Consider the following 26,286-nt stretch of genomic DNA (forward strand, 5'->3'; position numbering starts at 1 on the left):
CAGTCACATCGATAACATGTTCGATGATCTGCCGCCGGACCTGGAGCGGCTGAGCACCTTGCGGGTGTGGCATGCGATGTGGCTGGCCCGCATCGACCGCAAGATCGAACTGTTGCTCAAGTCGCAGGCCGAACAGGACCACGGCCGACGGGCGAAACCCAAGCCGCCCGAGTGGATCGTCGAACTCGGCGTCGGTCGGCCACCGGTACAAATCCACCGGGGCACCTGCTACATGCCAGGAAAACGCCGCCGGCCCGTCGAGCAAGACGAAGCCCGCCGTCTGCTCGCCGACGGCACCAGCGCCTGCACCCACTGCCGACCCGACGCGCATCTCGGCATCATCGACTTAGACCGCCTAACAGAGCCGCATCACGACGCCTGATCTTCACCAATCGCCCACGGAGGTAGTCGTCAGCGGTCGCGTAGGGGTGATCCTGGGCGCCGTGGCGGTGCAGCCACGGTGCGCGCTGTGCACGCCGGGGCTGTCAGGGGCATGACGCCGCCGACGGTCTTACTCAGTGCCAGCGGCCTGGCGGCCGGCACACAGGTCTGCGGGGCGCCGAACCGGCGCCCCGCATCCTTTCGCACCTCTGCTACGGGTGTCCTACTGGTTCGGCTTTGCCGCGCTGATGTCGCCGAGGGCCGACTGCGCGTCCCGTTCGATCGCCATGTCACCGAGGGACACGATGCCCACCGGGTGGCCGCCGTCGATGACCGGCAGACGGCGGACGGAGTGCTCGCGCATGAGCTGCACCGCACGATCGAGATCCTCGTCGGGCGTCACGGTGACAAGATCTTCGCTGCAGGCGGAGGCAACGGTCTTCTGCTGCGGATCGCCGCCCTCCGCCAGGACACGCACCACGAGGTCGCGGTCGCTGACCAGACCGCGCAGTTCGTCGCCCTCCGTCACCAGGACGGCTCCGATGTTCTCGTCACGCATCTTCAGGGCCACTGCCGTCACCGAGGCCTGCGGTTCGACCGTCACCAGCTGGCTGGTCATGATGTCACGTACATGCTGCGTCATGAGGCCTCCCTTCTTCCACGCACTGGGCTGGCACCCACCGTGCTGCACCGACCGGGTACCCGACCGCGCGCCGTACCGCACATTGGGCCATCCCGCAGGAGCTAGTGACTTCCACGGCTGTGTGGCCAGGGCGTCCGTGAAAGATCATGGCCACCCTCGACAAGACGGCGCTCGCGTTCCAGAGTTGCCTTGAGGCGCGTGCGCCTCAAGGCTTGTCCCCGTTCCGCGCCGGGCGGGCCGGGGCGCGAGGAGGGTGCAAAGGTCGATGAAGCGGTAGCCACGGGCGGTGATCGCATCCAGTATCGGGGGCAGGGCCTGGGCGTCGATCACCTCGGTCTGCCCTTCGGGCGCGCCGACGTGCATCTGAGGATCGCCCCGGGGCGCAGGGCGTCAGCGCCCTGCGCGTTCCACGCTCATGACGCCTTCGGTGCCCATCCACCCGCTGTATGTGACCGTGTGCCTTTTTAAGCCCTGCTACGCGACAACCGCCCTTTGACGGCCGCACCACCGGCAAGGGCAAGTTGTCGCCGAGGCGGCATGTATCAGTTCCACAGCAACTCGACCACGGCACGGAGCCTGCCTCGCCAAGGGAGTGCCCGAACATTAGTCAACGAAGGCGGGCGCGGCCACAACCAGGCATGACGGCGGTTCCTTCCCGCGATGTCACCACTGCACGCAGCCGCTACAACACCAATCACCGGGATACCGACGATCGTCAACAGCACCGGCAGAATGCCGCCCTCCACGCTGACCACGACCTCGCCCAGGAAGAGCGGGCCGGCAACAAATCCCGCCAGAAGCCGGCAGAGCAGCCCATGAGAGGTAAGCCAGCCGGGGGCGAGCGCGAGTGTCACACCGAGCAGTAGACCCAGCAGCGCACCCGCAAAGAGGCTGCCGCCCACGAGGATCACTTCGGAGACGAGAGCCGAAGGCACGACGTGCCAGTGCCCCAGCACCAACGCGCCGATCACGCCAGCCGTCCACACGGCACCCCAGCCCAGCGCGCAGACCCCTCCAACGACCAGGCCGAAGCGCACACCTCGCGTCACTACGCCACGCTTCACCGATCCCCCTACTCGCGCCGCAGCTTACGACCGCGGACGCACGCGTACGCAGCAGGGCAGGTCTATCCGTGTCACACCCATGCCGACATATGGCGGAAGGCATCAGGGAACCACTCGGCCACCCATCAACACCCTTCCGACCACGAGTCATGGATTTGGTCCACTTCTTTAGACAAGGATCAGCCCCGGACAGTGCACGCTGTCCGGGGCTGATCCTGAAAACGGTGTGATCGTGAAGGGCGGTCGCCCACGCGGCGAAAGGCACAGCAAGGCTTCAGCCGAACGATCGTCCCTGCAGGCAATAGGTGAGGCCCGGGGACACTGTCCCCTTCACAACCGCGTCTCTCACAACCACCCGCGCCCAGGGAACATTCCCGCCCCACGGCACTGGGCCGACAGCGGGACACATGCAGGTTGCTGTCCCAGCCCGGGAGAAGGCGGTCGAGGCGCTCCGCCAGGAGATGCCAGCATGCCGGCACCGCCGCACAGGCTCTTCGCGGCGGTCTCCTTCTGCTTCGGCAGTTCGTGCACCTCGGCGTCGGCCTCGCCGCGGGCCGCCTTGGCCTTGGACACCGATTCCTGCAGCGCGGCCATCAGGTCCAGCACCTGGGACGGCTCCTCATGCTCGGGCGTCTCGGGGAGCGGCTTCTCCTCGCGCTTCGCCTCGATGATCTGGGTGATTGCCTCGGTGTAGCGGTCCTGGAAGTCGGGGCCTTCCAGCTTGTCCACGGTCAGGGTGTCCATGAGTGCGAGGGCTCCCTCGATCTCCTCGTCGGATACCTGGACCGGCGGTGGCAGCAGCTCGGTGGGGTCGCGGATCTCGTCCGGCCAGCGCATCGCGTGCAGGACCACTGGTACTGGTGGCGACCGGAGTCCGGTGTAAATGAGGAACGGGCGTAGGTTCCGGCTTCATGGTGAGGTTACGCGGTGCGGTGGCGGTTCGGTGTGATCGGCTTTGCGGGGCTGGTGGCGTGTTGGGGTCGGAGGTGGCCGCTGAGGTCAGGGGCGTAGGGCTGTTGTGGCGGATTGGAGCAGGTGGACGAGGCTGTCGCGTTGGGTGCTGGGCCAGGAGCTGAAGCGGGTGGTCAGGGTGGTGTTGATGGCCTGCTGGAACTGGCCGGTGACCGCCTCGCCCTGGGGGGTGAGGTGGACGCGAGTCATCCGGCGGTCGCTGGGGTCGGGTTGGCGGGTGAGCAGGCCGCGTCGCTGAAGCCGGTCGACCAGGCCGGTGATGTTGGTCTTGTCGCAGTGCAGCAGGGTCGCGAGCTCGCCGAAGGACGGCTGCAGATGTTGGGCGAAGCACAGCAGTTGCGCCTGCTGGGGGGTTAGTCCTAGTTGGCGGCTCGTCGTGCTGAACAGGCCATCAATCTCCATGAAGACGCCGATCAGCGTCTCGACGAGTTCGTCATCGGGTGCGGCGACCATGGCAGGCAGTCTACTACCTGGACAGTTGACACCCTCTACCAAATTAGTCGATGCTATGGACTATCCATAGAGTCGACCAATTGGAGGGGTCATGCGTATCGAGGATCGGGTCGCAGTCGTCACCGGCGGATCACGCGGCATCGGACGGGCGATCAGCGACCGGCTCGCCGCGGCGGGGATGCGCGTCGTCATCGGCTCCCGCTACCAGGAGACCGCTGCGCGGGCCGTGGACCAGATCAAGGACGCGGGCGGGCAGGCCACCGCGGTCCGCACTGACATCACCCGCCCCGAAGCGGTCACGGAGCTGTTCGATGCGGCCGAGAGCCAGTACGGCCGGGTGGATGTGTGGGTGAACAACGCGGCCACGGCGACCGCTGGGCCGCTGGCCCGCGCCACCGATGACGACTTCGACCAGTACCTGCACGCCAACGTGCGGGCCACGTTCGTCGCCCTGCGCGAGGCCGCGCAGCGCATCAGCGACCACGGCCGGATCATCTTGATCTCTTCCGCCCTGACCGTATCGCCGTTGCCCGGCATGGCGCTGCTGGCCGCCAGCAAGGCCGCCGGTGACCAACTCGCCCGTACGCTGGCCTGGGAGGTGGGCTCCAGATCCGTCACGGTCAACAGCGTCCTGCCCGGCCTGACCCGTACCGACGTCATAGCCACCGTGCCCCCGCACGTCATCGACGACGCCAAGGCCCGCACACCGCTGGGCCGCCTGGGCGAACCCGCCGACATCGCCGACGTCGTCGCGTTCCTGGCCTCCGACGCCGCCCGCTGGATCACCGGCCAGACCATCAACGCCGCCGGAGGCATGATCTAACGAGTTGGCGCCGGGCCAGAGCCGGATGGCACACAATCCCAAAGACCTTGGCCACGATCACCGGACCGTCCGCAGGCTGGTTACGCGATCGCGGTGATGGTCTGGTGATCGGCAGGGTGGAGTGGGGCGGTGTCTCGGGGGCGGAGCTGGCGAGGCGGGTCGCGGAGCGAGTGGCGCAGGTCCTGCACGAGCCGGAGCCCTGCGGGTGTCATGGTCAGTCCGCGCCAGTCGCGGGAAGCGCAGTCAAGGACGGCCCTGACATCCGCGCCGTCATCACCCAGCGCTTCCGCAGGTGCACCCGGGGAGCCGTACGTAGCTGGTGTACGTGTCCTTGTCACTCACTGCGCCAGCCTAGAAGTGCCCTGGACCGTTCGTGGAACGCGCCGCACAGCGACGGCCTGCCGGAGACCGCACCACCTGACAGGCGAACATCATTGCTGGACCTCTGCGAGAACCTGCGGCGGCGCGTCGGCCGACGCACCCGAGCCGACCGGTTGATTCAAGTGGGCGCGGTGTCCTCGTCGGCGGCCGCGACGTCGACGACGACCAGGCCCGGCCGACTGACGTGCACCTCATTGATCGGCTCCATGTACGACACTACGCCTGGTCTGCTGAGCGGGTTCCGCAGCGGCGGTGTCTTCACCCGACCAAGTGGCGGGCCACCAGGGGCTGTCGCCGCCCCTTCGCTAGCGTTCTCTAGCCTGCCCCCCAGGGGGGTGCCAGCCCACCGCCGGTACGACCGCGCGGCGCAGTCAGTGCCGGCAGCCGGTGGCGACCAGCCCGCCGCTGAGCGAATTCCGTCGTTGTGGCCTGGAATTCCCGGCTGAGCGGGAGGCGGGAACGGAGGATGCCGTCCCGGCCGAGGGGTGGCGTCCCTCGTCCAGCCGGAAGACCGACAACGAGCAGGAGTGGTAAAGCATCCCCTCGTGCAAGTGCTCCAAGTAGCGCCCCGGCAGAGCCGAGTGACGGCATGATGACTGACTGTGAGAAACGGGGGACACGGCCCGGGGCCGAAGCACGTAGGCACGCTGTACCTGCTGGCGCTGGTGCTGACATTGAGCGGGGCACTGCTACTCGCCTGGTACTTCCATTCGGGCAGGGCCGCGATGACGGCCACGCTGCTGCCCACCCCGGCCCCCGCCTACCTGAGCTGGAAAGCCTTCCAACACGACCGGGCCGACGCCCACCCGACTGCGGACCCCGCGCCCTGCACGCGCTAGCGCTCGACGCACTCAACCGGGCCCTGGCCGCCAAACACCCCCTGGTACGGCTCGGGCAGCCGCTTCCGGGCGACTGCCCGACCCGTCCCGGCGGCTCTCCCGGGCCGGGGATACGGCAGTAGTCGGGCGCCCCGACATGCAGTGGGACTTCCGCTCAAGATGCTCGCCCGGGTGGGGTGTCCCTGGGCGTGGATGTGGAGTGCCAGATCTCGGACGGTGTCGAGGCGGATCTCGATGGTCTTGAGCTGGTTCGGTCGCAGCCCGAGGCGCTCGGCATTGCTGTCGGGATCCCCACCACGTAGACAAGGGAAAGACCGGGGCCGGACAAGGCACACGCGGCGACCGCACCACCTCCGGCCCCGCGAGCAGGCCCGCATCCCGCCACCCCGGCCCAGCTGACCCCGTTACGGATTCACGCGAGCACGGCGACAACGAGCGCAACTGGCAGCGCGGCGTGACCGAGACCCGCCCCCTGTACGAGCACAGCCGAGGCCAGGACGACTGACGTCCGTTCCCGAACGCTGCGCCCGGCTGGCGTCCTGGTTCCTCCGGGGTGCGCCGACTGTCAGGCGCTGAGCGCGTAGGCCCCGCGGACGCGCAACGCCCTTTGACGGCCGCCGGATCCCCCGACGCCCCGCCACCACGGCCGCCCTTCCCTTCCCGGAGCGTGTAAGCGTTCTGGGTCTGTTTCGTACTCGGTGGTGATGGAGGGTGCGGTCAGCTCAGGAGGATGCGGTGGCGGAGGAGAGGGAAGCTCGCGCGGCCGTACATCTGGCGCTTGATCAGCTTGGTTTTGTTGTTGCCCCCTTCGGTGCCGCCGTTGTGGTGCGGCAGGGTGAGGGCGGCGTCGACTGCGGCGCGGTCCTTCTCGAGGCCCCGGGTGAAGGCATGCGGGTGGGGCAGGTCCTCAGCCTGGGCCGAGGCGATCCAGGTGCTCAGCAGGGCGGCGTTGCCGTCGGCGGGATCCAGCAGTACGGCGAAGCAGTGGATGAGGTCGGCCAGAGCGGTCATCTCGTGGCAGGCGGTGCGGGCGGCCTCGATGCGTTCCCGCTGGTGGTCCTTGAGGCGGTCGGGGCGGGTGAGCAGGTAGCGGGCGAGGCGCCGGGGCGAGAGTGCGGGCCGGTCGGCCTCGACGCGGCCCTGGTTGATGTAGCGGACGAGGAGGTTCGAGCTGCAGGTGTAGCCCAGTTCCCTGATCTCCTGGAGGAGGTGGGTGACGGGGACGGCCGGGTTCTCCAGCCGGCGTCGGCGCAGGTGGTCGCGGTAGGGGTCCACAAGGGTGGGCCGGTACTTGGGGGCGCGGATGAGGCGCTCAGGCTCGGCCACGCGGTCGTAGCGCTTGACGGTGTTGAGAGCCAGGTTCAAGCGGCGCGCGCACTCCAGAAGTCCGACTCCTCGCTCGCGCAGGGCGTGGACTTGCTGCCAGCGCTCGCGGGTGGTGGCGGCCTGTCTCCCCTCGGCCGGGGGCGGGCCCGCTTGCGCCCAGCAGGTGCTGTGCGCGGCCACTTCTTTGCGGACGGCCTCGGCGAGGTTGTGCCACAGGTGCCAGCGGTCGCTGATCTGGACCGCGTCGGGTAGGGCTCGGCGGACCGCCTCGGCGTAGGTGGCCGATCCGTCCCGGCACACGGCCTCGATGCCCGGATGTCCGCGCAGCCAGGCTTCCAAAGTGGCGGCTTCGCGGCCGGGCAGTACCTCGATTCGCTCACCGCTCCCGGTGTTGATGATGATCGTGGCGTAGCTGTGTCGGCGCCGCAGGGCGAAGTCGTCGACCCCGATCACCTGCGGGATCCGCGCCTCCGGCAGGGGCACCCGCCGCAGCAGCCGCAGGGCGGAGGCGTACGACACGGGCACGGCCAGGGATCGGGCGACTCGCGCGGACGCCCGGCCGCATAACTCCTTGACCAGCTTGGAGAGTTGGCCGGTCAGACGTGTGGTGCGGCGCTGATGGCGCTCCAGGAGCCCGGGGACCTGTTCTCGGAAGGTCTGCCGCCTGCAGCCCAGGACCGGACAGACCAGCCGTCGTATCCTCACCTGGACCACGACCTGTCGACCGGCACATCCCGCACCGTCCGGCCGTGATACCCGTGGACCCTACCCGTCACCACCCCGCACACCGGACAGGGAACGGGCACATCCCGGGTCCGAGCCGAAACCCGGACTGTCTCGCCACCGTCCGCCACATCCTCGATGACCAACGCCGACAACCCCGAAAACACCGTTCCCACGAGCCTGTTCGCATCATGCACGCTCAATGATCACAGGCGAGCACCCACCGTCACCACCGACTACGGAACAGACCCGCTCGTTTGACAGACCCCACCGCCCCGGCGGCCCGTCGAACTTCCTGGCCGCAAGGCCCCAACCGGACGGGGGAGTTGTTCGTGATACCGGGTGAGGGGATCGGAGGGAATGTGGCCGAATGGTCGAGACTGCTGTCCGAGCTCGCGCAGGAGCGCGGCGCGGAGCTGAACCGGTACGGCTTCCTGCTGTGCGGCGATCGCGCGGAGGCCGCCGACCTGGTTCAGGAGGCACTGGTACGGGTCTTCTCCCGGCCCCGCCGTGCGTGGGAACTGGGAGAGGCGGAGGCATACGTGCGTCGCACGATGCTCAACCGCTACCTGGACCTGCACCGGCGCCGAGCCCGTTGGATCCGCGCGCTTCCACGGCTCGTGTCCTCGGCACCGGTCGCCGACCACAGCACGGACGTCCTGCACCGGATCGACCTCATGGACGCCATGCGCGGACTGTCGCCGAGGCAGCGGGCCTGCGTGGTGCTCCGTTACTACGAGGACGTGTCCACCACGGACATCGCGGCGCGGCTCGGCTGCGGTGAGGGGACGGTCAAACGTCATCTGAGCGACGCGCTGGCCAGACTGGGCGCCCAGTTGCGGCCACCCACCCAGCATGTCGCGGAGGAAAGGCTGGAGACATGAAGCCCAACGATCTGCGCGAACAGTTGCTGGCCGCAGCGCAACGCACACCGCTGGCGGGGATCGACACCGAGCGGATCCGGACTCGGGTCCGCCGGCGCAGAGCCGCCCGGTACACCGTCGTGGCCGGGGCGGGCCTGGCCGTGGCCGCCGCCGTGGTGCTGAACACGCTGCCGTCCGCCTCGACGCCGGAGATCAAGTCTCCGGCGGGCAAGGTACACAGGCAGCCTGCGGCGACCGGTGGCTCAGCTCCGGGGCTCCCTCACTACACCTGCGGCGCGAGAGTCCCGGCGAGTACCGGCCGGGGAGCCGTGACCGTGCACATCTCCGACGTGCGCGCGGCCCCAAACGGAGCCCCTCAGATCACCTACGCGGTGAAGGCGACCGCCCCATCGGTCCTGTCCGGCGGGCCACGGGTCCTCGTCCTGAAGGACGGCCGGGTCGTGGCCGGTCAGGATCCATCCGGACCGGCATCCGAGAACACCGCGCACAAGGTGACCATCACCCCCGCCCGTCCACACCGCGCCGAACTCGGACCGGTGCCGGGCCGGCCGTGCGTGGGAACCACCTGGAGCTCGGCGTGGAAGGACGGCTACGAAGTGGCCGTCGTCCTCGTCACCCAGCCTGCTGCGCCATCCGGCACCGAGGCCCCCGATTCACTGATCGTCGCCCGTGCACCCCTGGCCGGATGAAACGCCCGACCTCATGGCCGGCTTCTCCCTCTCAACTCGCACTGCTCTCGACACCTCCTGGAGGAACTCATGCGTCGCGCCCTGGTGCCCGCCGTCCCCGTCCTGCTGCTCTCCCTCGCCGGATGCGGGGGGAGTTCCGACGCGGTGACCGGTGACCAGGCCCACCCCGCCCCGACCACAACGAGCCCGCCGCGGAAGCAACAGGACCGCTCCCTGCCCTGCGACAGCACCGTCGAACGCCCCGTCGTCGTCAGTGGCCCCGACGAGCCTCTGCAACTGACCGTCACATCCCTGCGGCGGCAGGGCTCCGCCCTTCGGACCACCTACAAGATCACCTCCCGCGAGCGGACTCAGGCACTCAGCCTGCCGATCGGTGAGGTCCCCCCCACAGCCCTCCTACTCAAGCACGGCGTAATCGCCGGCCGCCAGAAGCCCGTCGCCCACACCGGTCCGGCCCGCCTGTCGGCCCTCCTGTACCCCGTCGGCCGGCGCCCCTACACCAAGACCCTGCCGATCGACAGCCTCTGCCCCGGCACCACGTGGTCCGACGTGGACAAGCACCCTGGCGACTACCAGGTGGTCGTCGTCATGTCGGTCCAGTCGCAGGGAGAACCCTCCGACGCCACGCCGGCAGACGGTGTCCACCCGCTGCCCCTCCTCGAAGCCACCCGCGACATCTCCACGAAGAGCCAGTGAACCCGATAGACGCACCCCGGACCCACACAATGGAAGCCCGCCAAGGGCCGGGGTGACGGAGACCAGGTCGCTCGTGCGACATGTGGACACCGTGCCGCGGATCAACCCGTCCGACGGTGCGGATTCCTGCCGACCTGCCGTGCGCCTCGCCAGCACCCTCGCTGCACGAGGCGACCACAGTGAACGACGCGCCGTCCTGCGCGCTCTCACCGCAGCCGAGAAACACCTGGGCGACGCTGGCGCCGACCGGCCCACCTGGTGCGCCTGGGTGTCCGAAGCCGTTATGTGACCTGCACGGGTGTCTCAGACCCAGGGTGTCGCAGGCGGCGCACCTCTGTAGACGAGACGCGTTCGCTGCCGATGGTTCGGGGGGCCGAAGAAGGAATTGCGCCGCGCGGCCGTCGGCGCGGCACAGATAGCCTGCGCGAATGAAGCGGATTCAGCGGGCCGCTGTCGCGGTCGTCGGCTCAGCGGTGGGTGACGCCCTGGGCGGCCCCTTCGAGTTCGGTCCACACGGCGCATTCTCCGCGCGGTTTCCCGCCTGGTCCGGTGGCGAGATGTGCGGAGGCGGTGGCTGGGACCCAGGCGAAGCCACTGACGACACGCAGATGGCCCTCCTGGTCGGGAAGTCGCTGCTGGAGCTCTGCGTTCCTGGCAGCCGCCTGCCGTTCCGCTGTGGACAGCCGGATCAGACCGTGACGGGGGTGCCGAGCATCACGGAGGCGTGCTGCATCGGGCTGAGAATGTCCGGGGGCGCTGCCTTGGGAACGGCGCGGCAGGTGAAGCCGAGCTGAGTCATGGCCCGCAGGACTTCGCCGGCGCTGAAGTCTCGGTGGTCCTGGCGGGTGATGACTTGGCCGACTTGCTTGAGGGGGTAGTGGCGGCGGCCGATGATCACCGAAGCTCCGGTGACCGGTTCAGGCTTGATGCCCTTCATCGATTCCAGCACTCCGCCTCTGGTGAGCTCGAAGTGGAAGCGGGCGATGACGCAGCGCATGTGGCCTCACAGGGAGAAGGGAAGAACGGTCCGACCAGGGGCGAGGTGTTTCAGCGGGAGAGGGCGAGGATGCCCAGGCCGCTGCCTTGCTCGTCGACCACCGGCAGGACACCGAGCCGACGGGAGCGCATCGCCTGCCCGGCTTCGGCCACCGTGGTCACGGGTTAGGCGAACGAACCGTGGTCGCCGAGGATGTCGCGCAGGCGGACACGGTGCGTGTAGTCGGAGCTGTCACGGACGGCGGCGAGTTCGGTACGGGTTACCAGGCCGGTGCACTGGTCGTCCTGGTCGCAGACGACCAGTCGGCCCGTGCGTGCGGCGGCCATGACGGCCAGCGCCACCTCGACGCTCATGTCGTCACAGACCTGCGGTTCGGCCTCGTCCATGCCCTCCACCGCCGTCCCGTGCGCGGGGTTGGCGCCCGCCGGGCGGGGCTGCGTCTGGATCAGCGTCAAAAGGTGCCTCCTGCGAGATGGGCCCAGCTTCCTGATCGCGAAGGTTCTAGGCCACCGTGTCGAGGACGGGCTGGCGTACGCGGGCGCGCCGGGTCACCGAGGAAGGGCGGCGTCGGCCTCGGGAGGTGGCGTCGCGCTTGGGGCGTTCGACCACCGGTGCGGTGATCACGACCGGGATGCCGGCCGGGGCCTGGGCGCCGGTGATCCGGCTCAGGGCCTCGTCGCCCGAGCGGATCTGGGTGGTCTGCGGCCGGATTCCGGCGTCCGACATGAGGCGGACCGTGCTGCGGCGCAGGTTCGGCGTGACGAGCGCGACTACGCTGCCGGACTCGCCGGCGCGGGCGGTACGGCCGCCGCAGTGGAGGTAGTCCTTGTGATCGGTCGGCGGATCGACGTTGACGACCAGGTCGAGGTTGTCTACGTGGATGCCACGCGCCGCGACATTGGTCGCCACCAGCACGGTGACGTGCCCGGTCTTGAACTGCGCCAGCGTGCGGGTGCGCTGCGGCTGCAACTTGCCGCCGTGCAGCGCGGCGGCGCGTACCCCGCTGTTGAGCAGCTCCTGGGTCAGCCGGTCGACGGCGTGCTTGGTGTCCAGGAACATGATCACGCGGCCGTCGCGGGCGGCGATCTCGATCGTGGCGGCGTGCTTGTCGGCGCCATGGACGTGCAGGACGTGGTGCTCCATCGTGGTGACCGCACCGGCCGACGGGTCGACCGAATGCACGACGGGGTCGGTCAGATAGCGGCGCACCAGCAGGTCGACGTTGCGGTCCAGGGTGGCGGAGAACAGCATGCGCTGCCCCTCCGGGCGCACCTGGTCGAGCAGCGCGGTGACCTGGGGCATGAAGCCCATGTCGGCCATCTGGTCGGCCTCGTCCAGCACGGTGATGCCGACGAGGTTCAGCCGGCAGTCGCCGCGGTCGATGAGGTCCTTGAGCCGCCCCGGTGTCGCGACGACGACCTCGGCTCCGCCGCGCAGCGCGCTGGCCTGCCTGCCGATCGACATGCCGCCCGCCACCGTGGCCAGCCGCAGCCGCACGGAGCGGGCGTACGGGGTGAGCGCGTCGGTCACCTGCTGCGCCAGCTCACGCGTCGGTACGAGGATCAGCCCCAGCGGCTGGCGGGGCTCGGCACGCTGTCCGGCGGTGCGGGCGAGCAGGGCGAGGCCGAAGGCGAGGGTCTTGCCGGAACCGGTGCGGCCGCGGCCCAGGATGTCACGGCCCGTCAGGGAGTTCGGCAGCGTCGCTCCCTGGATCGGGAACGGTGCGGTCACACCCTGCCTGCCGAGTTCGCTCGGGCATGTCGAGATCGGCGAAGCCCTCAACGGCGGGCAGTGCGGGGGTGATCGTCCTGGGCAGCGCGAACTCACCCTGCACTGCGGCGGGCCGACGGCCGTAACCGCCGGAGCGGACGGGCCCGCCGGTACGGCGCGGTGCCTGCGAGCCGTAGCCGCTGCCGCCCCTTCCGGCGTCGGCACGGCCGTCACGGGTGCGGGCGGGGCGGTCGTTCGTGTACGCGCGGTTCATGCGGAACCTTCCTCGATGTGGCACATATCAAGGAATTCCCGCCGCGATGAATGGCACGGAGAATTACAAGTATGGACCGGTGGCAAAAGAAAGCAGATTTGGTCGGCGAAACATCCGTGGGCACAGGTGCTGAAATGGGTGACGCGATGGGGACCTTGCGATCCGGGCGCCGGCTGCGGTGCAGCGCTTCAGGATGCGCCCGCTGCGGGATACGCATGCAGCTGGGGCCCGCACCCCGAAGGATGCGGGCCCCAGCTACGGATTGCGTGTGAGGTCAGGCCGGAACGATGTTCTCGGCCGTCGGGCCCTTCTGGCCCTGCGCGATGTCGAAGGTCACCTTCTGACCCTCGAGCAGCTCACGGAAGCCCTGCGCGGCAATGTTCGAGTAGTGGGCGAACACGTCGGCGCCGCCGCCGTCCTGCTCGATGAAGCCGAAGCCCTTTTCCGCGTTGAACCACTTCACGGTACCAGTAGCCATGTCATATCTCCTTTGGGGCAGTGCATCGGCGTCCGCACCACGCGGACGCCGTGTCGCCGCGATGATCACCCCGCCCGGAAATGACCGGAAATACAAAAGTGCTCCCGACCGGCAGAAGCCTGGTGGGGGCACTTGAAGTTTCGGGAACCACAACTGCAACTGAGATAGACAGTAGCACGCCGAAGCGGCCCGCGTGCGGTGGATTAATTCCACTCTGCTCTTCGTGGCAAAAACTCCCACTGCACGCACCCCCAAAATCTGATCCCTCGGGAACAGATATTGATTCACTCGGAGCTTAACGTCTCAGGAGGAGTTGCCAACCGGCACGCTGCGCGACGGCTGGAGTAAATCCGCTGCCGCCCAGGAAACGCAGTTGCGAGACTGGGGCGATGACCACGCAGCGGCTGCCGTTCCGGTCCCGGACGAGCGAGCCCACCTCCTCAGTGTGGGTGAGGCGTCTGGTCATAAAGGTGATGGCGGCCCAGGTGATCAGGCTCTCGGACTGCTGGATGAACCGTTCGTACCCGCGCATGCCGACGGGACGTCTTCGTGTACTACTCCGACAGAGTGGCCAGGCAGGCCGACGGTGCGACGTGTGCCGGTGACCGTCGGCTGAAGCGCCCACTTGCATCACATCAGCCAAACGGGCCGACAGGTCAGAGCACTTCTTCCAACAGTTTTTCGGTCCAGATGGTTTCGCCCGCAACGGTGTAGCGGCTGCCCCAACGATGGGTCAGTCGCGCCAGCAGGAACAGACCGCGGCCACCTTCGTCCTTCCACGGGGCCCGTCGCAGATGCGGCTGCGTATGGCTGGGATCGGAGACCTCGCAGATCACAGGTTGACCCCGAATCAGCCGCAGGCCCACTGGGGCGTCGCCGTAGCGGTTGACGTTGCCGTCTGCACGATCACTCTCATGCTGTCGTTGCTCGCTGCACGGCCTGCCTGGTCACGGGCGAGCGCGATGAACCCGCCCGAGGCCGTCCAGCTGACCAGCGTGCCCGCGGGCACCTCGGTCACCCGCAGCCCCGGAAACCCGGTGTCCGAAGCGCCGAGCACCTCAAAGCCGGCCTGGACCGGCAAGAGCTCACCCGGGACACGAGTTCAGCCGGGACGCACGACACGCCGCGGTGTGTCCGGAGACGTTGTGCCTTCAGCGGGTCGCGTGACGGTGCGAATGCCGGCTGCCGGTGACGAGGCGGTAGAGGGCGAGCAGGATGACGGAGCCGGCGATCGCGGCGATCCAGGTGGAGAGATCGAAGAACCCGTCGATGGAGTCGACACCGAAGATGACCTTGCCGAGCCAGCCGCCGAACAGACCGCCGACGACGCCTATGAGCATGGTGACGATGATGCCGCCCGGGTCCTTGCCCGGCATCAAAGCCTTGGCGATGGCGCCGACGAGCAGGCCGATAATGATCCACGCGACGATGCCCATGGCGCCTTTCCACTTCGTCACATAAAGGCTGTGTCAGCTCATCGTCTGCACCGATCACGCCCGAACAAACATCTTCCCCGAACCCGGCCGTGCCAGTTCCTGACCCCATCTCCCGCCGTCGGCGCGGCCGCGACGTCAGGCGGCGAACAGCTCCGTAATGATCTTTCGGTCGGACACGCGGGCGCCAGCTTCTGGGATCGGGCGTCGCCCACCTCCACTGGCAACCAAACCTGGCCGAATAGGGCCGCCGCACCGGCACCGAGTCGAGCAACCACCGTGGACCGGAGCGGCATCGGCCCGTTCCCGGATCGCTCGCCATGCAGTCGACATGCTGTTTCCTCCGCGTCCCATGTCCGCCGACGCACCGGCCGCACGATCGCCCACGAACGCCGCCTGACGAAGGCGGGACGTGCTCGCACCGATCTGGAATCCTGCCCTGACCAGGCAAAATGGGCAAAATATGTGAGGTTGCACAGACTCGGGGAAGAAGGTGCGGCAACCGACAGGAGGTTGCTGTGAACGGTGGAGATCTGGAACTGGGCGAGTTGCTGGCCGCTGCGGAAGCGGCCCCGCCCGGTGAGTCCGTCGACGTGGTGGCACACGACCTGCAGAAGCGGTTCGGTGCCGAGGCCGTGTCCTTCCTGTTCGTCGACCTCATCGGCCAGCGGCTGGTACGCCTCGCCGCGACCGGTGACAAGGTCGCCGACCCTGGCGAGCCGATCGACCTGCAGGGCAGCGTCTACGACAGCGTTCTGCAAAGCCAGCGCCAGAATGTGGAACCGGACGGCCAAGGCGGACGACGCGTCATCACGCCCGTCACCAACCGCGGCGACTGCATCGGCGTCCTGGAGGTGAGCCTGCAGTCCGCAGACGACACCGTGCTGCGCCAGGTCCGCCACGCGGCCCACGCGCTGGCCTACATCATCGTCACGGACCGCCGCTTCACCGATCTGTACCACCAGAGCCGGCGCACTACCGAGACCAGCCTGGCGGCGGAGATCCAGCACCAGTTGCTTCCCTCGGCCTCCTGCTGCGAGGCGGACCAGTTCACTCTGGCCGCCGGACTGGTCCCGGCCGACGACATCGGTGGCGACACCTACGACTACACGCTGGACCGCGACACTCTGCACCTGTCGATCACCGACGCCATGGGCCACGACACGAACTCTGCTCTGTTGGCCAGCTTGCTGGTCGGCGCGCTGCGGCGGGCACGTCGCAGCGGCTGTGACGCCCTCAAGCAGGCCCGCCACGCCCACGAGGCCCTGCTGACCCACAGCCGCGGCCTGGCCACAGGACAGCTGCTGTGCGTCGACCTCGCAACGGGCCTGTGCGAACTGGTCAACGCCGGCCACCCCCGGCCCCTGCTGTTGCGTGACAACGCCGTCGAAGAGGTGAGACTCGCCGTCAACCTGCCCTTCGGTGTGGCGGCACCCACCACCTACCGCCTACAGAAGCTACTCCTGAGACCCGGGGACCGCCTGGTCCTGCTCACCGACGGAATGCAGGAACGCGGTGCCGCGGCCGTCGACCTGGCCTCGGTCATTCACGACACCCGCGCGCTGCACCCGCGAGAAGCCGTCCGGACCCTGACCGCCGCGGTGCTCGACGCCTGCCACGGCAACCTCAAGGACGACGCCACGGTCCTGATACTGGACTGGCACAGCAATCGCAGCCGTCCGGCCGGACCGAGCCCCGACCCCGCAGCCATGATGGCCTCCTCCTGAGTCCCCACGTGGAGCGGGCCTGCTCGACGGTGGGGTGGCAGGGGATGAGCACGGCGATACACAGTCACCTTTGAGCGTCACTCACGTGCCGGTGAGCGGTGGGGAAGACGTTGATCGGTAACGCTATCGGGGGTGGTCGATACGTGGCCCGGCCGTGATGCGGCGTCGCGCGAGTCCGCCGTCGTGGACCTCGCAGACGACCCGGTCGCTCTCGGCCCAGATCCGCAGCGTGCCCGAACCGGCGCCGTGGACCACGCTGCTGGTGGTCAGCTCCGCACGGCGCTCAGAAGTCGAGGCCGAGTTCGGCCCAGACCGTTTTGCCGGGCTGAGCCGGGGTGACGCCCCAGCGTCGAGCGAGTCGGTCGAGGAGCTGGATGCCAAAACCTCCGGGCTCGGTGTTCGCAGTGGCGCGTTTGCCGGGCCAACGGTCGCTGGAATCGCTGACGGCTATGCGCAGCCACCGCCCGTTCCAGGTGAGCCGGATCAGGGGCGGGCCGGAACCGTGGCGGATGGCATTGGTGATCAGCTCCGAGACGAGCAGTTCGGCGGTCTCGATCATCCGGTGCTGGCGCAGCGGGCCGCCGAAACCGTCCACGCACTCGCGGACCCAGTGCCGGGCGGCCGTGATGCTCGCCGTGACTGCGGGAAAGCGCGTCTCGCACGATGGGATGGTCAATTCGCCGTTCACGAGGTTCCTCCAGCGCGGGTGCTCTGGGCCGCCGCCGACCGGTGCTCTGCGCACCTGGTGGAAGCCATCTGTCGGGTTACCCATGCCTGCCCGGTGAACCATCTGTGTCTGCCGGGTGACCGGCAGATCCCGCGAAAGTCATCCGCCGGGAATTCGACAGTGCCGGCGCGTGCTGGGTGAGTGCGCTGCAGCCCCCTCGAGGCCTTCGGCACCGGGATGGACGACGACACCGCCGTCCTGGCCGTTCCCGCACCCCGCCCCGACGGCGAAGCACAGCGGTGAGCGACATGCCCGCCGACACGAGGCGCACTCCCTCTGGGCATCACCGTGCTCGTGACCGTCTGGCACCGCATCGAAACCGTCGGCTGTTCCTGACCGAAAACCAGCCAGGAAACCAGCGATGCCCATCGTCCTGCTGTCTGTCCATGGTCGGCGGGGGCCGGTCCCTCGGCGCAGCCTGCCGACAGCACGGCAGACTGCGCCGTGTAAACGGGTTGTCTCCTCGTGTCAGATCCGCGATTGCGTGAGCACGGCGGCTGAGGCAGCGTACGGCGTCGGTGCAGCCCAGTGCGTTGACGCCTTCTGGGACCGCGGTGCCCTGTTCGCCGAGAGCCCCGACCCGGCAGACACGCAGTGAAGGCCCGGTGGATACCGGGCCTTCACGTTTGAGTAGCGGGGACAGGATTTGAACCTGCGACCTCTGGGTTATGAGCCCAGCGAGCTACCGAGCTGCTCCACCCCGCGTCGGTACGGTGAACTGTACGGCACCGATCGGAATCGGCCCAATCGACTTTCGCCTGCGCACCGAGGGGGCCCGATTACTCATGATCGACCGACATGGCCACTGCTCATCACAGCATCGTGTGACGTTCACAGAGCAGCTCTTGCAAGAGCTCGCGGAGGCTGGCGGCAGGATCGTCAAGAGCGGCAGCGGTGAGGATTCCGGGGACGAAGGAGCTGTACAGAAGCTGGTGCCGTGACGGGCACGAGATCGAGCTCGTCGACGTCCCCGCCTGGCACCTTGCCATCCTCGTGCCCTCGCGGCTCACTCGGACGCACACCGTTATCCGGGCCATGCAGAACGAACACCGGCCGCTCGGCCTGACCAAGCCCGCCCCCTGATCTGGACCAGGGCGACGGCTACAAGTTCTGCTCGGATGCGGCCGAGCTCCAGGCATACGAGGTCGCGGTCATCCGGGAGAAGCTCACCGAGATCCGCCGGTTCCTCACCGCGTCGTCATCCCGCATGCCGTCCTACAGCCGAAAGGACGGTGGATCAAGCATCTGAACACCCAGCTCAGCTCGGTCGAGTCCCACGCCGTATCCGATGGCGTGGAAGACCACCACCCGCACCATCGCCACAGCCCGCAGTACGTCGAAATGCACATAGCGTGCCGTTTTCATGCCCGCGATCTTCTTCTGGCGCGGATGAGGATTCGATGAGGGCAGCGGGCCCCGCGGCACTCGGCCACAGCCATCGACCAAGCGCAGCCCGAAGCCGACGAACGCGAGCGCCAGGAGCAGGAAGCCCAGCAGGCCGCGCGGAAGGTCGGTGGCCGGGCCCTCCCGGTCTCGCGCCTGACCCGGGGCGCGTCTTCCGCCCGGCGCGGGCAACCCCCCACTGGCTCTGGGCAAGCCAGAACCGGTCCGTGAAGGCCGAGGGCTAACCGGGCACCCCGCACTTCGAACATGTTCGTTACGGTCGGGTTATGACCGCGAGAAGAGAGCCGATCAGCCGCCGGGAGCGCCCGGCGAAGCCCGCCCTGTCCCGGCGCTGGATCGTCGACACCGCCGTGAAAATCATGCGATCGGAGGGACTGGGGAAGGTCACGATGCGCCGCCTGGCGCAGGAGCTGGACACCGGCCCTGCGTCGCTGTACGTCTACGTCGCCAACACCGCCGAACTGCATGCGGCCGTGCTGGATTCCCTGCTCGGCGAGGTCGACCTGACCGGACGGGACGGCGGAGAGGACTGGCGCGAGCAGCTCCGCGCCGTCATGACGTCGTACACCCAGCTGCTGTTCGAGCACCCGCAGCTCGCGCGGGCCGCGCTCGTCGCCCGCCCGAGCGGCGAGAACTACCTGCGCCTGGTGGAGCGCATCCTCGACCTCCTCGCGCAGAGCGGCGCCGGCCGCGAGCAGGTCGCCTGGGGGGTGGACAAACTGCTCCAGGACGCGACAGCCACCGCTGCCGAGCACTCGACGCGCGAGCACGACCCCGCCTCCGAGGAGGACTGGGACGCCACCGTGCGCGCCCTGCATGCCGTGGACGCCGCCACACATCCGGCGATCACCGCGCACATGCCCGCCCTGATCGTCGGCTCGGTGCCGGACAGGATCCGCTGGAGCTTCGACGTCCTCGTCAACGGCATCACCCACACACCCGTCCCGGGCGCAGTGGACTGAGCCTGGGGCCGGGCGGCCCGCCCTGCGGCGGATGCGGCTTGGGGAACGCACGTTTTCCTCGCCGCCCGCCCAGTGACCGCCCTGACGAACTTGTTCGCAACGAACGTGTTCGCTACCTTGAGGAGGTGGCCGAGGCATCCCTTGCCGCCCCGTCGCGCACGCCGCCCTGCGAAAGGGGGCTTGCGGCGTCGGCGGCGCTGACTCGACGCACCGAGGTGTTTCCCCCTACTGCTTTCGGAGGCCCCCATGAACACCACTCATTTCCCGATAGCGATCATCGGCGCGGGTCTTGGTGGCCTGACCGCCGCCCGCGTCCTGCACGTCAACGGCATCGAGTCGGCGATCTTCGAGCTGGAGGCGTCGGCGGCGGACCGTACGCAGGGCGGGATGCTCGACATCCACGAGACCAACGGGCAGAAGGCCCTGCGCGCCGCCGGTCTCCACGACGACTTCCTCAAGATCGTCCACGAGGGCGGTCAGGCCATGCGCCTGCTCGGCCCCGACGGCACCGTGCACGTGGCCGAGGAGGACGACGGCAGCGGTGGCCGGCCGGAGGTGGACCGCGGCGACCTGCGTGACCTGCTGCTGGGCTACCTGCCCGACGGCACGATCCACTGGGGCCGCAAGGTCACCAGGGCCCGGCCTCTGGGCGACGGGCGTCACGAGGTGACGTTCGCCGACGGCTCGGCCATCACCACCGATCTCCTGATCGGCGCGGACGGCGCCTGGTCCCGGATCCGGCCACTGGTCTCGAGCGCCTGGCCCGCCTACACCGGCATCTCCTTCGTCGAGACCGACCTGTTCGACGCCGACACCCGCCACCCGCGCAGCGCCGCGGTCATCGGCGGCGGGTTCTTCATCGCCCTGGGGGACGAACGCGGTGTCCTCGCCCACCGGGAGACCGACGGCAGCCTCCACGTCTACACCGCGCTCAAGGCCGCCGAAGGCTGGCTGGACACGGTCGACTTCACCAACCAGGCCACCGCCAAGGCCGCGGTCCTCGCCCACTTCCATGACTGGGACGAGAGCCTGCGCGCCCTGGTCGCCGACGCAGACACGATCACCCCGCGCCGTATCCACGCCCTGCCCGTCGGGCACCGCTGGGACCGGGTCCCGGGCGTGACGCTGCTCGGCGACGCCGCCCACCTGATGTCCCCCTTCGCCGGAGAAGGTGCCAACCTCGCGATGCTCGACGGCGCCGAACTCGCCCTGGCCATCGCCGCCCACCCCGGCGACACCGAGGCCGCGCTGGCCGCGTACGAGGAGGTCCTCTTCCCGCGCAGCGAGGAGTCCGCCGCCGAGTCCGCCGCCAACCTGGACACGATGTTCGGCGAGCGCAGCCTGGAGCAGATGGTCGCCTTCTTCACCTCCGGCCCGGCAGCCCACTGAGGCCCGCGCTCACGGCCACCGTGCCCTCAGCCACCGAGCACCCCGCGTCCAGGAGCACCTCATGCCCCCCCCCTGCAGCGCACCATCCCTGTACGGCCCGGTCTCGACCTCGAAGTGCGCGAGGCAGGCACGGGCAGCAGCCCGGTCCTCGTCCTGCACGGCGGCCCCGGCCCCGCCAGCATCAATCCCCTGATCGACCACCTGGCACCGGATCACAGGATGGTCGCGCCCACCCATCCGGGCTGGGAGGGCACCATGCGGCCTGACGATCTGGACTCCGTGTCCGCACTCGCCGCTTCCTACCTGGACCTGCTCGGCCACCTCGGGCTGAACGACGTGACGGTGATCGGCACGTCCTTCGGCGGCTGGGTCGCCACCCAGACCGTCCTGGACGACCGCGAGGGCCGGATCTCCCGGCTCGTCCTCATGGACGCCATCGGCCCCGCCATACCCGGCCGGCAGATCACCGTGCCCGCCGGGCCACCGGCTCCGGCGGCCGCAGGACAGGCGCCGCAGGGCGCCCCGTCCGCGCAGTCGATGGCCGCCCTGCGCGCCTACGCCGGGCCGGCCATGGCAGACCCCGGCATGCTGCCCCGCCTTTCCACCGTCACCTGCCCGGTACTGGTGATCTGGGGCACCGACGACACAGTCGTCACCCCCGACTTCGGCCGCGCCTACGCCGCGGCGTTCCCCCACGCGCGATTCGAACTCATCCCCGGCGCAGGGCACCTGCCCATCCGCGAGCAGCCCGAGACGGTCTTCGCCCGCCTCGACGCCTTCCTCACCACCAGCCACTGAACCGGGCCATCACGCTCGGTCGCCGAACGACCTGTCCCGGGGCCTGCAGCCAACTGCTCCTTCCACCTATCGGAGGCACGATGACGAAGATCGCAATCATTCTCGGCAGCACCCGCACCGGACGTGCCGGCGAACGCGTCGCACAGTGGGTTCTGGAGCAGGCCCGAAAGCGCGGCGACGCCGAGTACGAACTGATCGATCTCGCTCGGCGTGAGCGACTACCACAGCCTCCTGGTCCTCACCAACCGGTTCAGCCCGCACGGAGGCAGGCCCGCGGGGCCCGACACCGCCCGGCTCACCTGCGTCGACTTGCGGCTGACCGATCCAAAGGCGATCGAGGCACTGGCCGAGCGGCTTACGGCTGCCGACCACCCGCACCAGCATGCCGGGACACGCCTGACCACATACGATCCCTCCGGGAACCCACTGCGCTTCTCCGTCCTCGGCTCCGCCAAGCCGGCACCGAGGAGGGACACGTAGCCCCGCGGCCAGAACGCTGTGGTGGACCTGCGCTACCGCCTGGCCGACGGCAGTGCGCAACTCGTCGCCGCTCGCGGCCTCGACGCGGCTGTGCCCGGCGTGTCCTGACCGCCCAGCCGCAGCCCCGCAGCGTGATCTGCCCGGTCGGCAGTCAGGATGCGGGAGGCACTGCGCGGCTCAGGGGTCCCAGGTCGCCGTACAGGGCGGCGTGGAGCGCAGCGGCGAGTTCGCGGGCTCGTCCTTCGCTTTGCACGCCGTGCATCATGAAGTAGATCGGTCCTGCGTAGGCGTCCAGGTCGACCTCACGGTTTTCGATCGGGCGGATCCCTCTGGGCCGCCCTGGCTGGCTTCGTTCATCTCTAGTGCGCTGACCACGAACGTTCACCGGGTGGGACTTCGTGTCGTGTGGCGGGGTGGTGGCTGGCTTCAGGTGTGGCTCAGGTGAACCAGCTGTTGTGAGTGGCGCTCAAGCTGTCTGGCGGTGGGTCCGGGAGCAGTTGGAAGAACTTCCATGCGTACTCGTACGGATCGAGGCATTCGACGTACCGTTCGCCCCACGGTGCGTCGATTGGGCCGGTGGTGACTTGGCATCCGGCCGAGCGGCAGTAGTCCGCGGTCGCGTCGACGTCTGTCACCTCGATGCCGATGACCACACCGAGGCCCCGCGGGCCGGTTCTCGTCAAGCGTTCACGGTCGCTGTCGGGAAATGGCATGCCGACCAGGGCGTCGACGAGTAGCTGGAGGGCACCGCGTCTGAGGATCGTCATGATCGTCCGGCCGTCGGGACTGGGGATCGATCCGGTCTGCTCAAACCCGAGTCCCTGATAGAACGTGGCTGCCTCGGTCACATCCCCAACACGAAGTCCTACCCGGAAGGAAGCCTCATCGGTCATTGTGCCTCCGCTTGGCGATCGGTTTCACACCGTCACGATGCACGAGCGCGGGGAGCGGTGGCCAGTGAAGATGTGATTCACCGTGTGCAGAGAGTCGCTGAGGTGCCGGTGGTGGGGAGGGGCCCGAAAGCCGGGCACGGTTCGGACCCATCGTCCGCGTACGCCCACGGGGAGATGACGTCCCGTGAGCCTCCGCCATCTTGACGTCGCAGGGTCAACGGCAGATGAGTGGTGAGCAGCCGCTCTCGCGTCTCGGGGCGCTGCGCTTCGCCCGGCGCGTCGTGGAGCAGCAGACCGTCCGACAGCTGCAGGTGATCGACCGGTGGATAGCCGAGGAGGAACGGCGTGAAGCCGAGCGGCCAGGGCGAGGAGTGGCGGCCGCCTCCGCCAGAGTGGCTGATCCAGTACGGGCTCAACCGCAGGTACGTCGACGCCAGATAACGGATCACGGACAGCCAACACCCGCCCCACAGGCCCACGTCACGGTCCCCGGCCAGAGATCACCCACCCGAGGCGCGCGTTCATCGCCCGCCGCCGAGCCCTGCGCCCCAGCGAGGAAACCGCACCCCCGCATCCGAGGAATGGGACGCCTTCCTCGGCCACTCCGGACGACGCAAGCTCTCCGTCGGCATCTGCGCCTGCGCCTGCGGCACCTCCTGTATCCACCAACACGCCTGCATCCGCTGGTTCATGCTCCGCCCCGCCTTTGCCCAACGCACCCGCCTGACGGAGATCCGCGACAACCTTCTCGCCCGAATCACCGAAGCCGGACGCGAAGGATGGCTGGGCGAGTGAGGCAGAACCGCCAGTAACACCCGTGATGCGCTTGGCTTCGTCGATACTCCGCCCGGTGCGGGCACGTTGGTGGGGCCTTGACTATCCGGGAGTCCACGACGCAGGCGGTCGGCTCGTCGCGTCGCCCTTCGGCCGGGTCGGCTGTCCTTCTCCGAAAGGAGATGCTGTGGTCCATTGAAGAGCTGTGTGCGAATTGGCCGGATATGGAAGCCTGATGGAGGGGAAGTTCACGCGCGGCCTTCGCCGCGACGACTGGGGGGAGTGCACGGTGGCTCGTGCTGTCGGGATCGATCTTGGTACGGCGCATTCTGTGGTGAGTGTTCTCGAAGGTGGTGATCCGACCGTCATCACCAACGCGGAGGGCGCCAGGTCCACGCCCTCCGTCGTCGCCTTCACGAAGAGCGGTGAGGTGCTGGTCGGCGAGCCGGCCAAGCGGCAGTCGGTGGCCAACGCGGACCGCACCGTCTGTTCGGTCAAGCGTCACATGGGCACCGGCTGGAAGGTATGCATCGACGGCACGGACTTCACGCCGCAGCAGATAAGCGCGTTCATCCTGCAGAAGCTGAAGCGGGACGCCGAGTCGTACCTGGGCGAGCGGGTCACCGATGCGGTGATCACCGTCCCGGCGTACTTCGGCTATTGCGAGCGGCGGGCGACCAAGGAGGCCGGCCAGATCGCGGGGCTGAACGTCCTGCGCATCGTCAGCGAGCCGACCGCCGCCGCTCTCGCCTACGGCCTGGACCGGGATGAGGAGACAGTCATGGTCATCCACTTCGGCGGCGGCACTTTCGACGTGTCGCTGCTGGGGATCAGCGACGGCGTTGTGGACGTGATGGCCACCAGCGGCGACAACGAACTCGGCGGTGACGACTGGGACCAGCGCATCGTCGACCATCTGGTCAAGCGATTCGCCGACGACCACGGCGTCGATCTCGCCGAGGACAGGACAGCGCTTCGGCGTCTGTGCGAGGCCGCGCAGAGGGCAAAGGTCGAACTCTCTTCGACCACCGAGACTACGGTCGACCTGCCCTACATCGCGGCTTCCGCTCAGGGCCCGCTGCACTTGGGCGAGAGGCTCACCCGGAACGGGTTCCAGCAGCTCACCGCTGATTTGCTGGAGCGCTGCAAGGCGCCGTTCCACAACGTCATCCGGGATGCCGGTGTAGGGCTCGAGGAGATCGACTACGTCATCCTCGTCGGAGGCTCGACGCGCATGCCCGCGATCATCGAGCTGGTCGACGAACTGACCGGCGGCAAGGAACGCCAACGCGTCCGTTCGGACGACCCGGTCGCCGTCGGCGCAGCCCTCCAGGCCGGCATCCTCAAGGGCGAGGTCAGGGACGTCCTGCTGCTCGACGCCACCCCGCTCTCTCTGGGCATCGAGACCAAGGGCGGCATCATGAACAAGCTCATCGCACGCAACACCTCGATTGCGACCAGGCGCTCCGAGATCTTCACGACGGCACGGGACAACCAGACGGAGCTGGAGATCAAGGTTTACGAGGGTGAGCACGAGCTCACGGTTCACAACAGGAAGATCGCCACGCTCAAACTGACCGGTCTGCCTCCTGCGAAGGCCGGCGAGCTCCAGATCGAGGTCACTTTCGACATCGACGCCAACGGCATCATGCACGTTTCCGCCAAGGAGCTGCGCACCGGCAAGGAACAACGCGTAATGGTCACCGGTGAATCCGCCCTGCCGCAGGCCGACCTCGAGCGCATGATGCGTGAGGCCGCACGGTACGCGGAGCAGGAACGTCAGCGCCGCGCATCCGCCGAGCTTCGCGATCGGGCCCAGCAACTCGTCTACACCATCGAGAGGTCTCTTAAGGACCACGCGGACACAGTACCGGGCGACATCAAGACCAAGGCTGAGGCCGCGGTCGGCGAGCTAAAGGAAGCCCTGAAGAACGGGGATGACGCGGCCGTCCGCGAGGCCACCGAGGAGGCCGCCATCACCGTGGAAACACCACCGTTGAAACACCACTGAGGTAGCGCGGATCGTGGAGCGCCCGGAGCAGCCCGCACCACCAACATCCTGCTCTTACGAGACCGACCGTTGCCAAGGAAGTGACGCGAGGAACCTCGCCACGTCGACCAGCACTCAAGGCCCTGACCACGAGTGATCTTGCGGACGAAATTGGAGCGGGGCTGGCACACGGTCTGCCCCGCTCCGCTACCTGTACTCGGGGCAACAGCGTCCGCTCGTTCATCACTGACGGCATGGCGTTCAGCCCGGAGGGCAACACCGTCGCCAGCGGCGGGGCCGAATAGGGCCGCTGGCGCCAGTCGCATTGCGCAGGCTCGGTGGAGGAGATTCGGGAGGCGTTCGGCCGGCGGTGCTG

At 68.5% G+C, this 26,286-nt stretch carries 27 protein-coding genes, 1 tRNA gene and 7 pseudogenes; 16 read left to right on the forward strand and 19 right to left on the reverse strand.

The genetic code is table 11. From position 1 onward, the window contains the following. Positions 1-16: 16 nt before the first annotated feature. Positions 17-382, forward strand: a complete 366-nt coding sequence (locus tag ACFY01_RS39705; RefSeq protein WP_390740656.1) for a DUF6233 domain-containing protein — start codon at positions 17-19, stop codon at positions 380-382. Between the two features lie 222 nt (positions 383-604). Here the strand turns inward: ACFY01_RS39705 and ACFY01_RS39710 are convergent, their stop codons facing one another. The 4 genes from ACFY01_RS39710 to ACFY01_RS39725 form a co-directional block, all read right to left on the reverse strand. After that, positions 605-1,024: a CBS domain-containing protein gene (locus ACFY01_RS39710; RefSeq protein ID WP_390740657.1), complete on the reverse strand. Its 420-nt coding sequence runs from the start codon at positions 1,022-1,024 to the stop codon at positions 605-607. A 542-nt stretch (positions 1,025-1,566) separates the two neighbouring features. Then, positions 1,567-2,061, reverse strand: a complete 495-nt coding sequence (locus ACFY01_RS39715) for a hypothetical protein (RefSeq protein ID WP_390740658.1) — start codon at positions 2,059-2,061, stop codon at positions 1,567-1,569. A 372-nt stretch (positions 2,062-2,433) separates the two neighbouring features. Next, a complete protein-coding gene (locus tag ACFY01_RS39720; RefSeq protein ID WP_390740659.1) occupies positions 2,434-2,925 on the reverse strand; it encodes a hypothetical protein in 492 nt (163 codons plus the stop codon). Between the two features lie 162 nt (positions 2,926-3,087). Then, complete coding sequence (locus ACFY01_RS39725; RefSeq protein ID WP_390740660.1) at positions 3,088-3,513, reverse strand: MarR family winged helix-turn-helix transcriptional regulator; 426 nt, start codon at positions 3,511-3,513, stop codon at positions 3,088-3,090. Positions 3,514-3,604: 91 nt separating this feature from the next. On the opposite strand from ACFY01_RS39725, the gene ACFY01_RS39730 reads away from it, so the two are divergent. Further along, the gene (locus ACFY01_RS39730; protein WP_390740661.1) at positions 3,605-4,336 is read left to right on the forward strand and encodes an SDR family NAD(P)-dependent oxidoreductase; all 732 of its coding nucleotides are present in this window, start codon (positions 3,605-3,607) and stop codon (positions 4,334-4,336) included. Between the two features lie 499 nt (positions 4,337-4,835). On the opposite strand, the gene ACFY01_RS39735 is transcribed toward ACFY01_RS39730, so the two are convergent. Then, positions 4,836-4,925: a DUF6207 family protein gene (locus tag ACFY01_RS39735; RefSeq protein ID WP_390740662.1), complete on the reverse strand. Its 90-nt coding sequence runs from the start codon at positions 4,923-4,925 to the stop codon at positions 4,836-4,838. 394 nt (positions 4,926-5,319) lie between these two features. Between ACFY01_RS39735 and ACFY01_RS39740 the strand changes: the two genes are divergently transcribed. Further along, positions 5,320-5,556, forward strand: a complete 237-nt coding sequence (locus tag ACFY01_RS39740) for a hypothetical protein (protein WP_390740663.1) — start codon at positions 5,320-5,322, stop codon at positions 5,554-5,556. 717 nt (positions 5,557-6,273) lie between these two features. On the opposite strand, the pseudogene ACFY01_RS39745 reads toward ACFY01_RS39740, so the two are convergent. Further along, a pseudogene (locus ACFY01_RS39745) lies at positions 6,274-7,772 on the reverse strand (ISL3 family transposase). 195 nt (positions 7,773-7,967) lie between these two features. Here ACFY01_RS39745 and ACFY01_RS39750 point away from each other — a divergent pair. From ACFY01_RS39750 to ACFY01_RS39765, 4 genes and pseudogenes are all read left to right on the forward strand, one after another. Next, positions 7,968-8,489, forward strand: a complete 522-nt coding sequence (locus tag ACFY01_RS39750; protein ID WP_390740664.1) for a sigma-70 family RNA polymerase sigma factor — start codon at positions 7,968-7,970, stop codon at positions 8,487-8,489. Next, positions 8,486-9,178, forward strand: coding sequence for a hypothetical protein (locus ACFY01_RS39755; RefSeq protein ID WP_390740665.1), 693 nt, complete (start codon positions 8,486-8,488; stop codon positions 9,176-9,178). The genes ACFY01_RS39750 and ACFY01_RS39755 overlap by 4 nt, the downstream gene beginning before the upstream one ends. A 69-nt stretch (positions 9,179-9,247) precedes the next feature. Next, positions 9,248-9,874: a hypothetical protein gene (locus ACFY01_RS39760; RefSeq protein ID WP_390740666.1), complete on the forward strand. Its 627-nt coding sequence runs from the start codon at positions 9,248-9,250 to the stop codon at positions 9,872-9,874. Positions 9,875-10,302: 428 nt separating this feature from the next. Next, positions 10,303-10,515 (forward strand): annotated as a pseudogene (locus ACFY01_RS39765) (ADP-ribosylglycohydrolase family protein); the annotation flags it as partial. A 47-nt stretch (positions 10,516-10,562) separates the two neighbouring features. Here the strand turns inward: ACFY01_RS39765 and ACFY01_RS39770 are convergent. From ACFY01_RS39770 to ACFY01_RS39805, 8 genes and pseudogenes are all read right to left on the reverse strand, one after another. After that, positions 10,563-10,871 carry an SCO5918 family protein gene (locus ACFY01_RS39770; RefSeq protein WP_390740667.1) on the reverse strand — a complete coding sequence of 103 codons (309 nt, stop codon included), beginning with the start codon at positions 10,869-10,871 and terminating at the stop codon, positions 10,563-10,565. A gap of 50 nt (positions 10,872-10,921) precedes the next feature. Further along, positions 10,922-11,326: pseudogene (locus ACFY01_RS39775) on the reverse strand (CBS domain-containing protein). A gap of 46 nt (positions 11,327-11,372) precedes the next feature. Beyond that, positions 11,373-12,855: pseudogene (locus ACFY01_RS39780) on the reverse strand (DEAD/DEAH box helicase). A 274-nt stretch (positions 12,856-13,129) separates the two neighbouring features. Next, the gene (locus ACFY01_RS39785; protein ID WP_006136369.1) at positions 13,130-13,333 is read right to left on the reverse strand and encodes a cold-shock protein; all 204 of its coding nucleotides are present in this window, start codon (positions 13,331-13,333) and stop codon (positions 13,130-13,132) included. A gap of 430 nt (positions 13,334-13,763) precedes the next feature. Continuing rightward, a pseudogene (locus ACFY01_RS39790) lies at positions 13,764-13,875 on the reverse strand (IS5/IS1182 family transposase); the annotation flags it as partial. A 114-nt stretch (positions 13,876-13,989) separates the two neighbouring features. Continuing rightward, complete coding sequence (locus ACFY01_RS39795; protein ID WP_390740668.1) at positions 13,990-14,169, reverse strand: ATP-binding protein; 180 nt, start codon at positions 14,167-14,169, stop codon at positions 13,990-13,992. 14 nt (positions 14,170-14,183) lie between these two features. Continuing rightward, positions 14,184-14,414 carry a hypothetical protein gene (locus tag ACFY01_RS39800; RefSeq protein ID WP_390740669.1) on the reverse strand — a complete coding sequence of 77 codons (231 nt, stop codon included), beginning with the start codon at positions 14,412-14,414 and terminating at the stop codon, positions 14,184-14,186. A gap of 70 nt (positions 14,415-14,484) precedes the next feature. Beyond that, positions 14,485-14,769, reverse strand: a complete 285-nt coding sequence (locus tag ACFY01_RS39805) for a GlsB/YeaQ/YmgE family stress response membrane protein (RefSeq protein WP_390740670.1) — start codon at positions 14,767-14,769, stop codon at positions 14,485-14,487. A 515-nt stretch (positions 14,770-15,284) separates the two neighbouring features. On the opposite strand from ACFY01_RS39805, the gene ACFY01_RS39810 reads away from it, so the two are divergent. Then, positions 15,285-16,493, forward strand: coding sequence for a PP2C family protein-serine/threonine phosphatase (locus tag ACFY01_RS39810; protein ID WP_390740671.1), 1,209 nt, complete (start codon positions 15,285-15,287; stop codon positions 16,491-16,493). Between the two features lie 123 nt (positions 16,494-16,616). On the opposite strand, the gene ACFY01_RS39815 is transcribed toward ACFY01_RS39810, so the two are convergent. The 3 genes from ACFY01_RS39815 to ACFY01_RS39825 form a co-directional block, all read right to left on the reverse strand. Further along, entirely contained in the window at positions 16,617-16,748 is a 132-nt protein-coding gene (locus tag ACFY01_RS39815) for a hypothetical protein (RefSeq protein ID WP_390740672.1), read from the reverse strand. A 28-nt stretch (positions 16,749-16,776) separates the two neighbouring features. After that, entirely contained in the window at positions 16,777-17,181 is a 405-nt protein-coding gene (locus tag ACFY01_RS39820; RefSeq protein ID WP_390740673.1) for an ATP-binding protein, read from the reverse strand. Positions 17,182-17,851: 670 nt separating this feature from the next. Further along, positions 17,852-17,925 (reverse strand) — tRNA-Met (locus tag ACFY01_RS39825). A 189-nt stretch (positions 17,926-18,114) separates the two neighbouring features. Here ACFY01_RS39825 and ACFY01_RS39830 point away from each other — a divergent pair. Continuing rightward, positions 18,115-18,303: a hypothetical protein gene (locus ACFY01_RS39830; RefSeq protein ID WP_390740674.1), complete on the forward strand. Its 189-nt coding sequence runs from the start codon at positions 18,115-18,117 to the stop codon at positions 18,301-18,303. A gap of 132 nt (positions 18,304-18,435) precedes the next feature. On the opposite strand, the gene ACFY01_RS39835 is transcribed toward ACFY01_RS39830, so the two are convergent. Continuing rightward, complete coding sequence (locus ACFY01_RS39835; RefSeq protein WP_390740675.1) at positions 18,436-18,795, reverse strand: hypothetical protein; 360 nt, start codon at positions 18,793-18,795, stop codon at positions 18,436-18,438. A gap of 95 nt (positions 18,796-18,890) precedes the next feature. On the opposite strand from ACFY01_RS39835, the gene ACFY01_RS39840 reads away from it, so the two are divergent. The 6 genes and pseudogenes from ACFY01_RS39840 to ACFY01_RS39865 all read left to right on the forward strand — a co-directional run. After that, positions 18,891-19,586, forward strand: a complete 696-nt coding sequence (locus tag ACFY01_RS39840) for a TetR/AcrR family transcriptional regulator (protein WP_390740676.1) — start codon at positions 18,891-18,893, stop codon at positions 19,584-19,586. 246 nt (positions 19,587-19,832) lie between these two features. Further along, a complete protein-coding gene (locus tag ACFY01_RS39845) occupies positions 19,833-20,975 on the forward strand; it encodes an FAD-dependent oxidoreductase (protein ID WP_390740677.1) in 1,143 nt (380 codons plus the stop codon). Positions 20,976-21,089: 114 nt separating this feature from the next. Further along, positions 21,090-21,773, forward strand: coding sequence for an alpha/beta fold hydrolase (locus ACFY01_RS39850; RefSeq protein WP_390740678.1), 684 nt, complete (start codon positions 21,090-21,092; stop codon positions 21,771-21,773). 80 nt (positions 21,774-21,853) lie between these two features. Further along, positions 21,854-21,946, forward strand: a pseudogene (locus ACFY01_RS39855) (NAD(P)H-dependent oxidoreductase); the annotation flags it as partial. A gap of 37 nt (positions 21,947-21,983) precedes the next feature. Next, positions 21,984-22,253, forward strand: a complete 270-nt coding sequence (locus tag ACFY01_RS39860) for a hypothetical protein (RefSeq protein WP_390740728.1) — start codon at positions 21,984-21,986, stop codon at positions 22,251-22,253. A gap of 6 nt (positions 22,254-22,259) precedes the next feature. Continuing rightward, a pseudogene (locus ACFY01_RS39865) lies at positions 22,260-22,361 on the forward strand (carbonic anhydrase); the annotation flags it as partial. Between the two features lie 329 nt (positions 22,362-22,690). Here the strand turns inward: ACFY01_RS39865 and ACFY01_RS39870 are convergent. Beyond that, a complete protein-coding gene (locus ACFY01_RS39870; RefSeq protein ID WP_390740679.1) occupies positions 22,691-23,146 on the reverse strand; it encodes a VOC family protein in 456 nt (151 codons plus the stop codon). Between the two features lie 1,063 nt (positions 23,147-24,209). On the opposite strand from ACFY01_RS39870, the gene dnaK reads away from it, so the two are divergent. Further along, the gene (dnaK, locus tag ACFY01_RS39875; protein ID WP_390740726.1) at positions 24,210-25,931 is read left to right on the forward strand and encodes a molecular chaperone DnaK; all 1,722 of its coding nucleotides are present in this window, start codon (positions 24,210-24,212) and stop codon (positions 25,929-25,931) included. The last annotated feature ends 355 nt before the right edge of the window (positions 25,932-26,286 follow it).

This window comes from Streptomyces sp. NPDC001480 (assembly GCF_042894725.1).
GTDB lineage: Bacteria > Actinomycetota > Actinomycetes > Streptomycetales > Streptomycetaceae > Streptomyces.

Excerpts from the sequence above, each read along its gene's own strand:
- ACFY01_RS39725 (WP_390740660.1), bottom strand. The coding sequence starts at position 3,513 with ATGGTCGCCGCACCCGATGACGAACTCGTCGAGACGCTGATCGGCGTC.
- ACFY01_RS39845 (WP_390740677.1), top strand. The coding sequence starts at position 19,833 with ATGAACACCACTCATTTCCCGATAGCGATCATCGGCGCGGGTCTTGGT.
- ACFY01_RS39720 (WP_390740659.1), bottom strand. The coding sequence starts at position 2,925 with ATGCGCTGGCCGGACGAGATCCGCGACCCCACCGAGCTGCTGCCACCG.
- ACFY01_RS39870 (WP_390740679.1), bottom strand. The coding sequence starts at position 23,146 with ATGACCGATGAGGCTTCCTTCCGGGTAGGACTTCGTGTTGGGGATGTG.
- ACFY01_RS39705 (WP_390740656.1), top strand. The coding sequence starts at position 17 with ATGTTCGATGATCTGCCGCCGGACCTGGAGCGGCTGAGCACCTTGCGG.
- ACFY01_RS39840 (WP_390740676.1), top strand. The coding sequence starts at position 18,891 with ATGACCGCGAGAAGAGAGCCGATCAGCCGCCGGGAGCGCCCGGCGAAG.
- ACFY01_RS39735 (WP_390740662.1), bottom strand. The coding sequence starts at position 4,925 with ATGGAGCCGATCAATGAGGTGCACGTCAGTCGGCCGGGCCTGGTCGTC.
- ACFY01_RS39760 (WP_390740666.1), top strand. The coding sequence starts at position 9,248 with ATGCGTCGCGCCCTGGTGCCCGCCGTCCCCGTCCTGCTGCTCTCCCTC.
- ACFY01_RS39805 (WP_390740670.1), bottom strand. The coding sequence starts at position 14,769 with ATGGGCATCGTCGCGTGGATCATTATCGGCCTGCTCGTCGGCGCCATC.
- ACFY01_RS39730 (WP_390740661.1), top strand. The coding sequence starts at position 3,605 with ATGCGTATCGAGGATCGGGTCGCAGTCGTCACCGGCGGATCACGCGGC.
- ACFY01_RS39710 (WP_390740657.1), bottom strand. The coding sequence starts at position 1,024 with ATGACGCAGCATGTACGTGACATCATGACCAGCCAGCTGGTGACGGTC.
- ACFY01_RS39755 (WP_390740665.1), top strand. The coding sequence starts at position 8,486 with ATGAAGCCCAACGATCTGCGCGAACAGTTGCTGGCCGCAGCGCAACGC.
- ACFY01_RS39785 (WP_006136369.1), bottom strand. The coding sequence starts at position 13,333 with ATGGCTACTGGTACCGTGAAGTGGTTCAACGCGGAAAAGGGCTTCGGC.
- ACFY01_RS39770 (WP_390740667.1), bottom strand. The coding sequence starts at position 10,871 with ATGCGCTGCGTCATCGCCCGCTTCCACTTCGAGCTCACCAGAGGCGGA.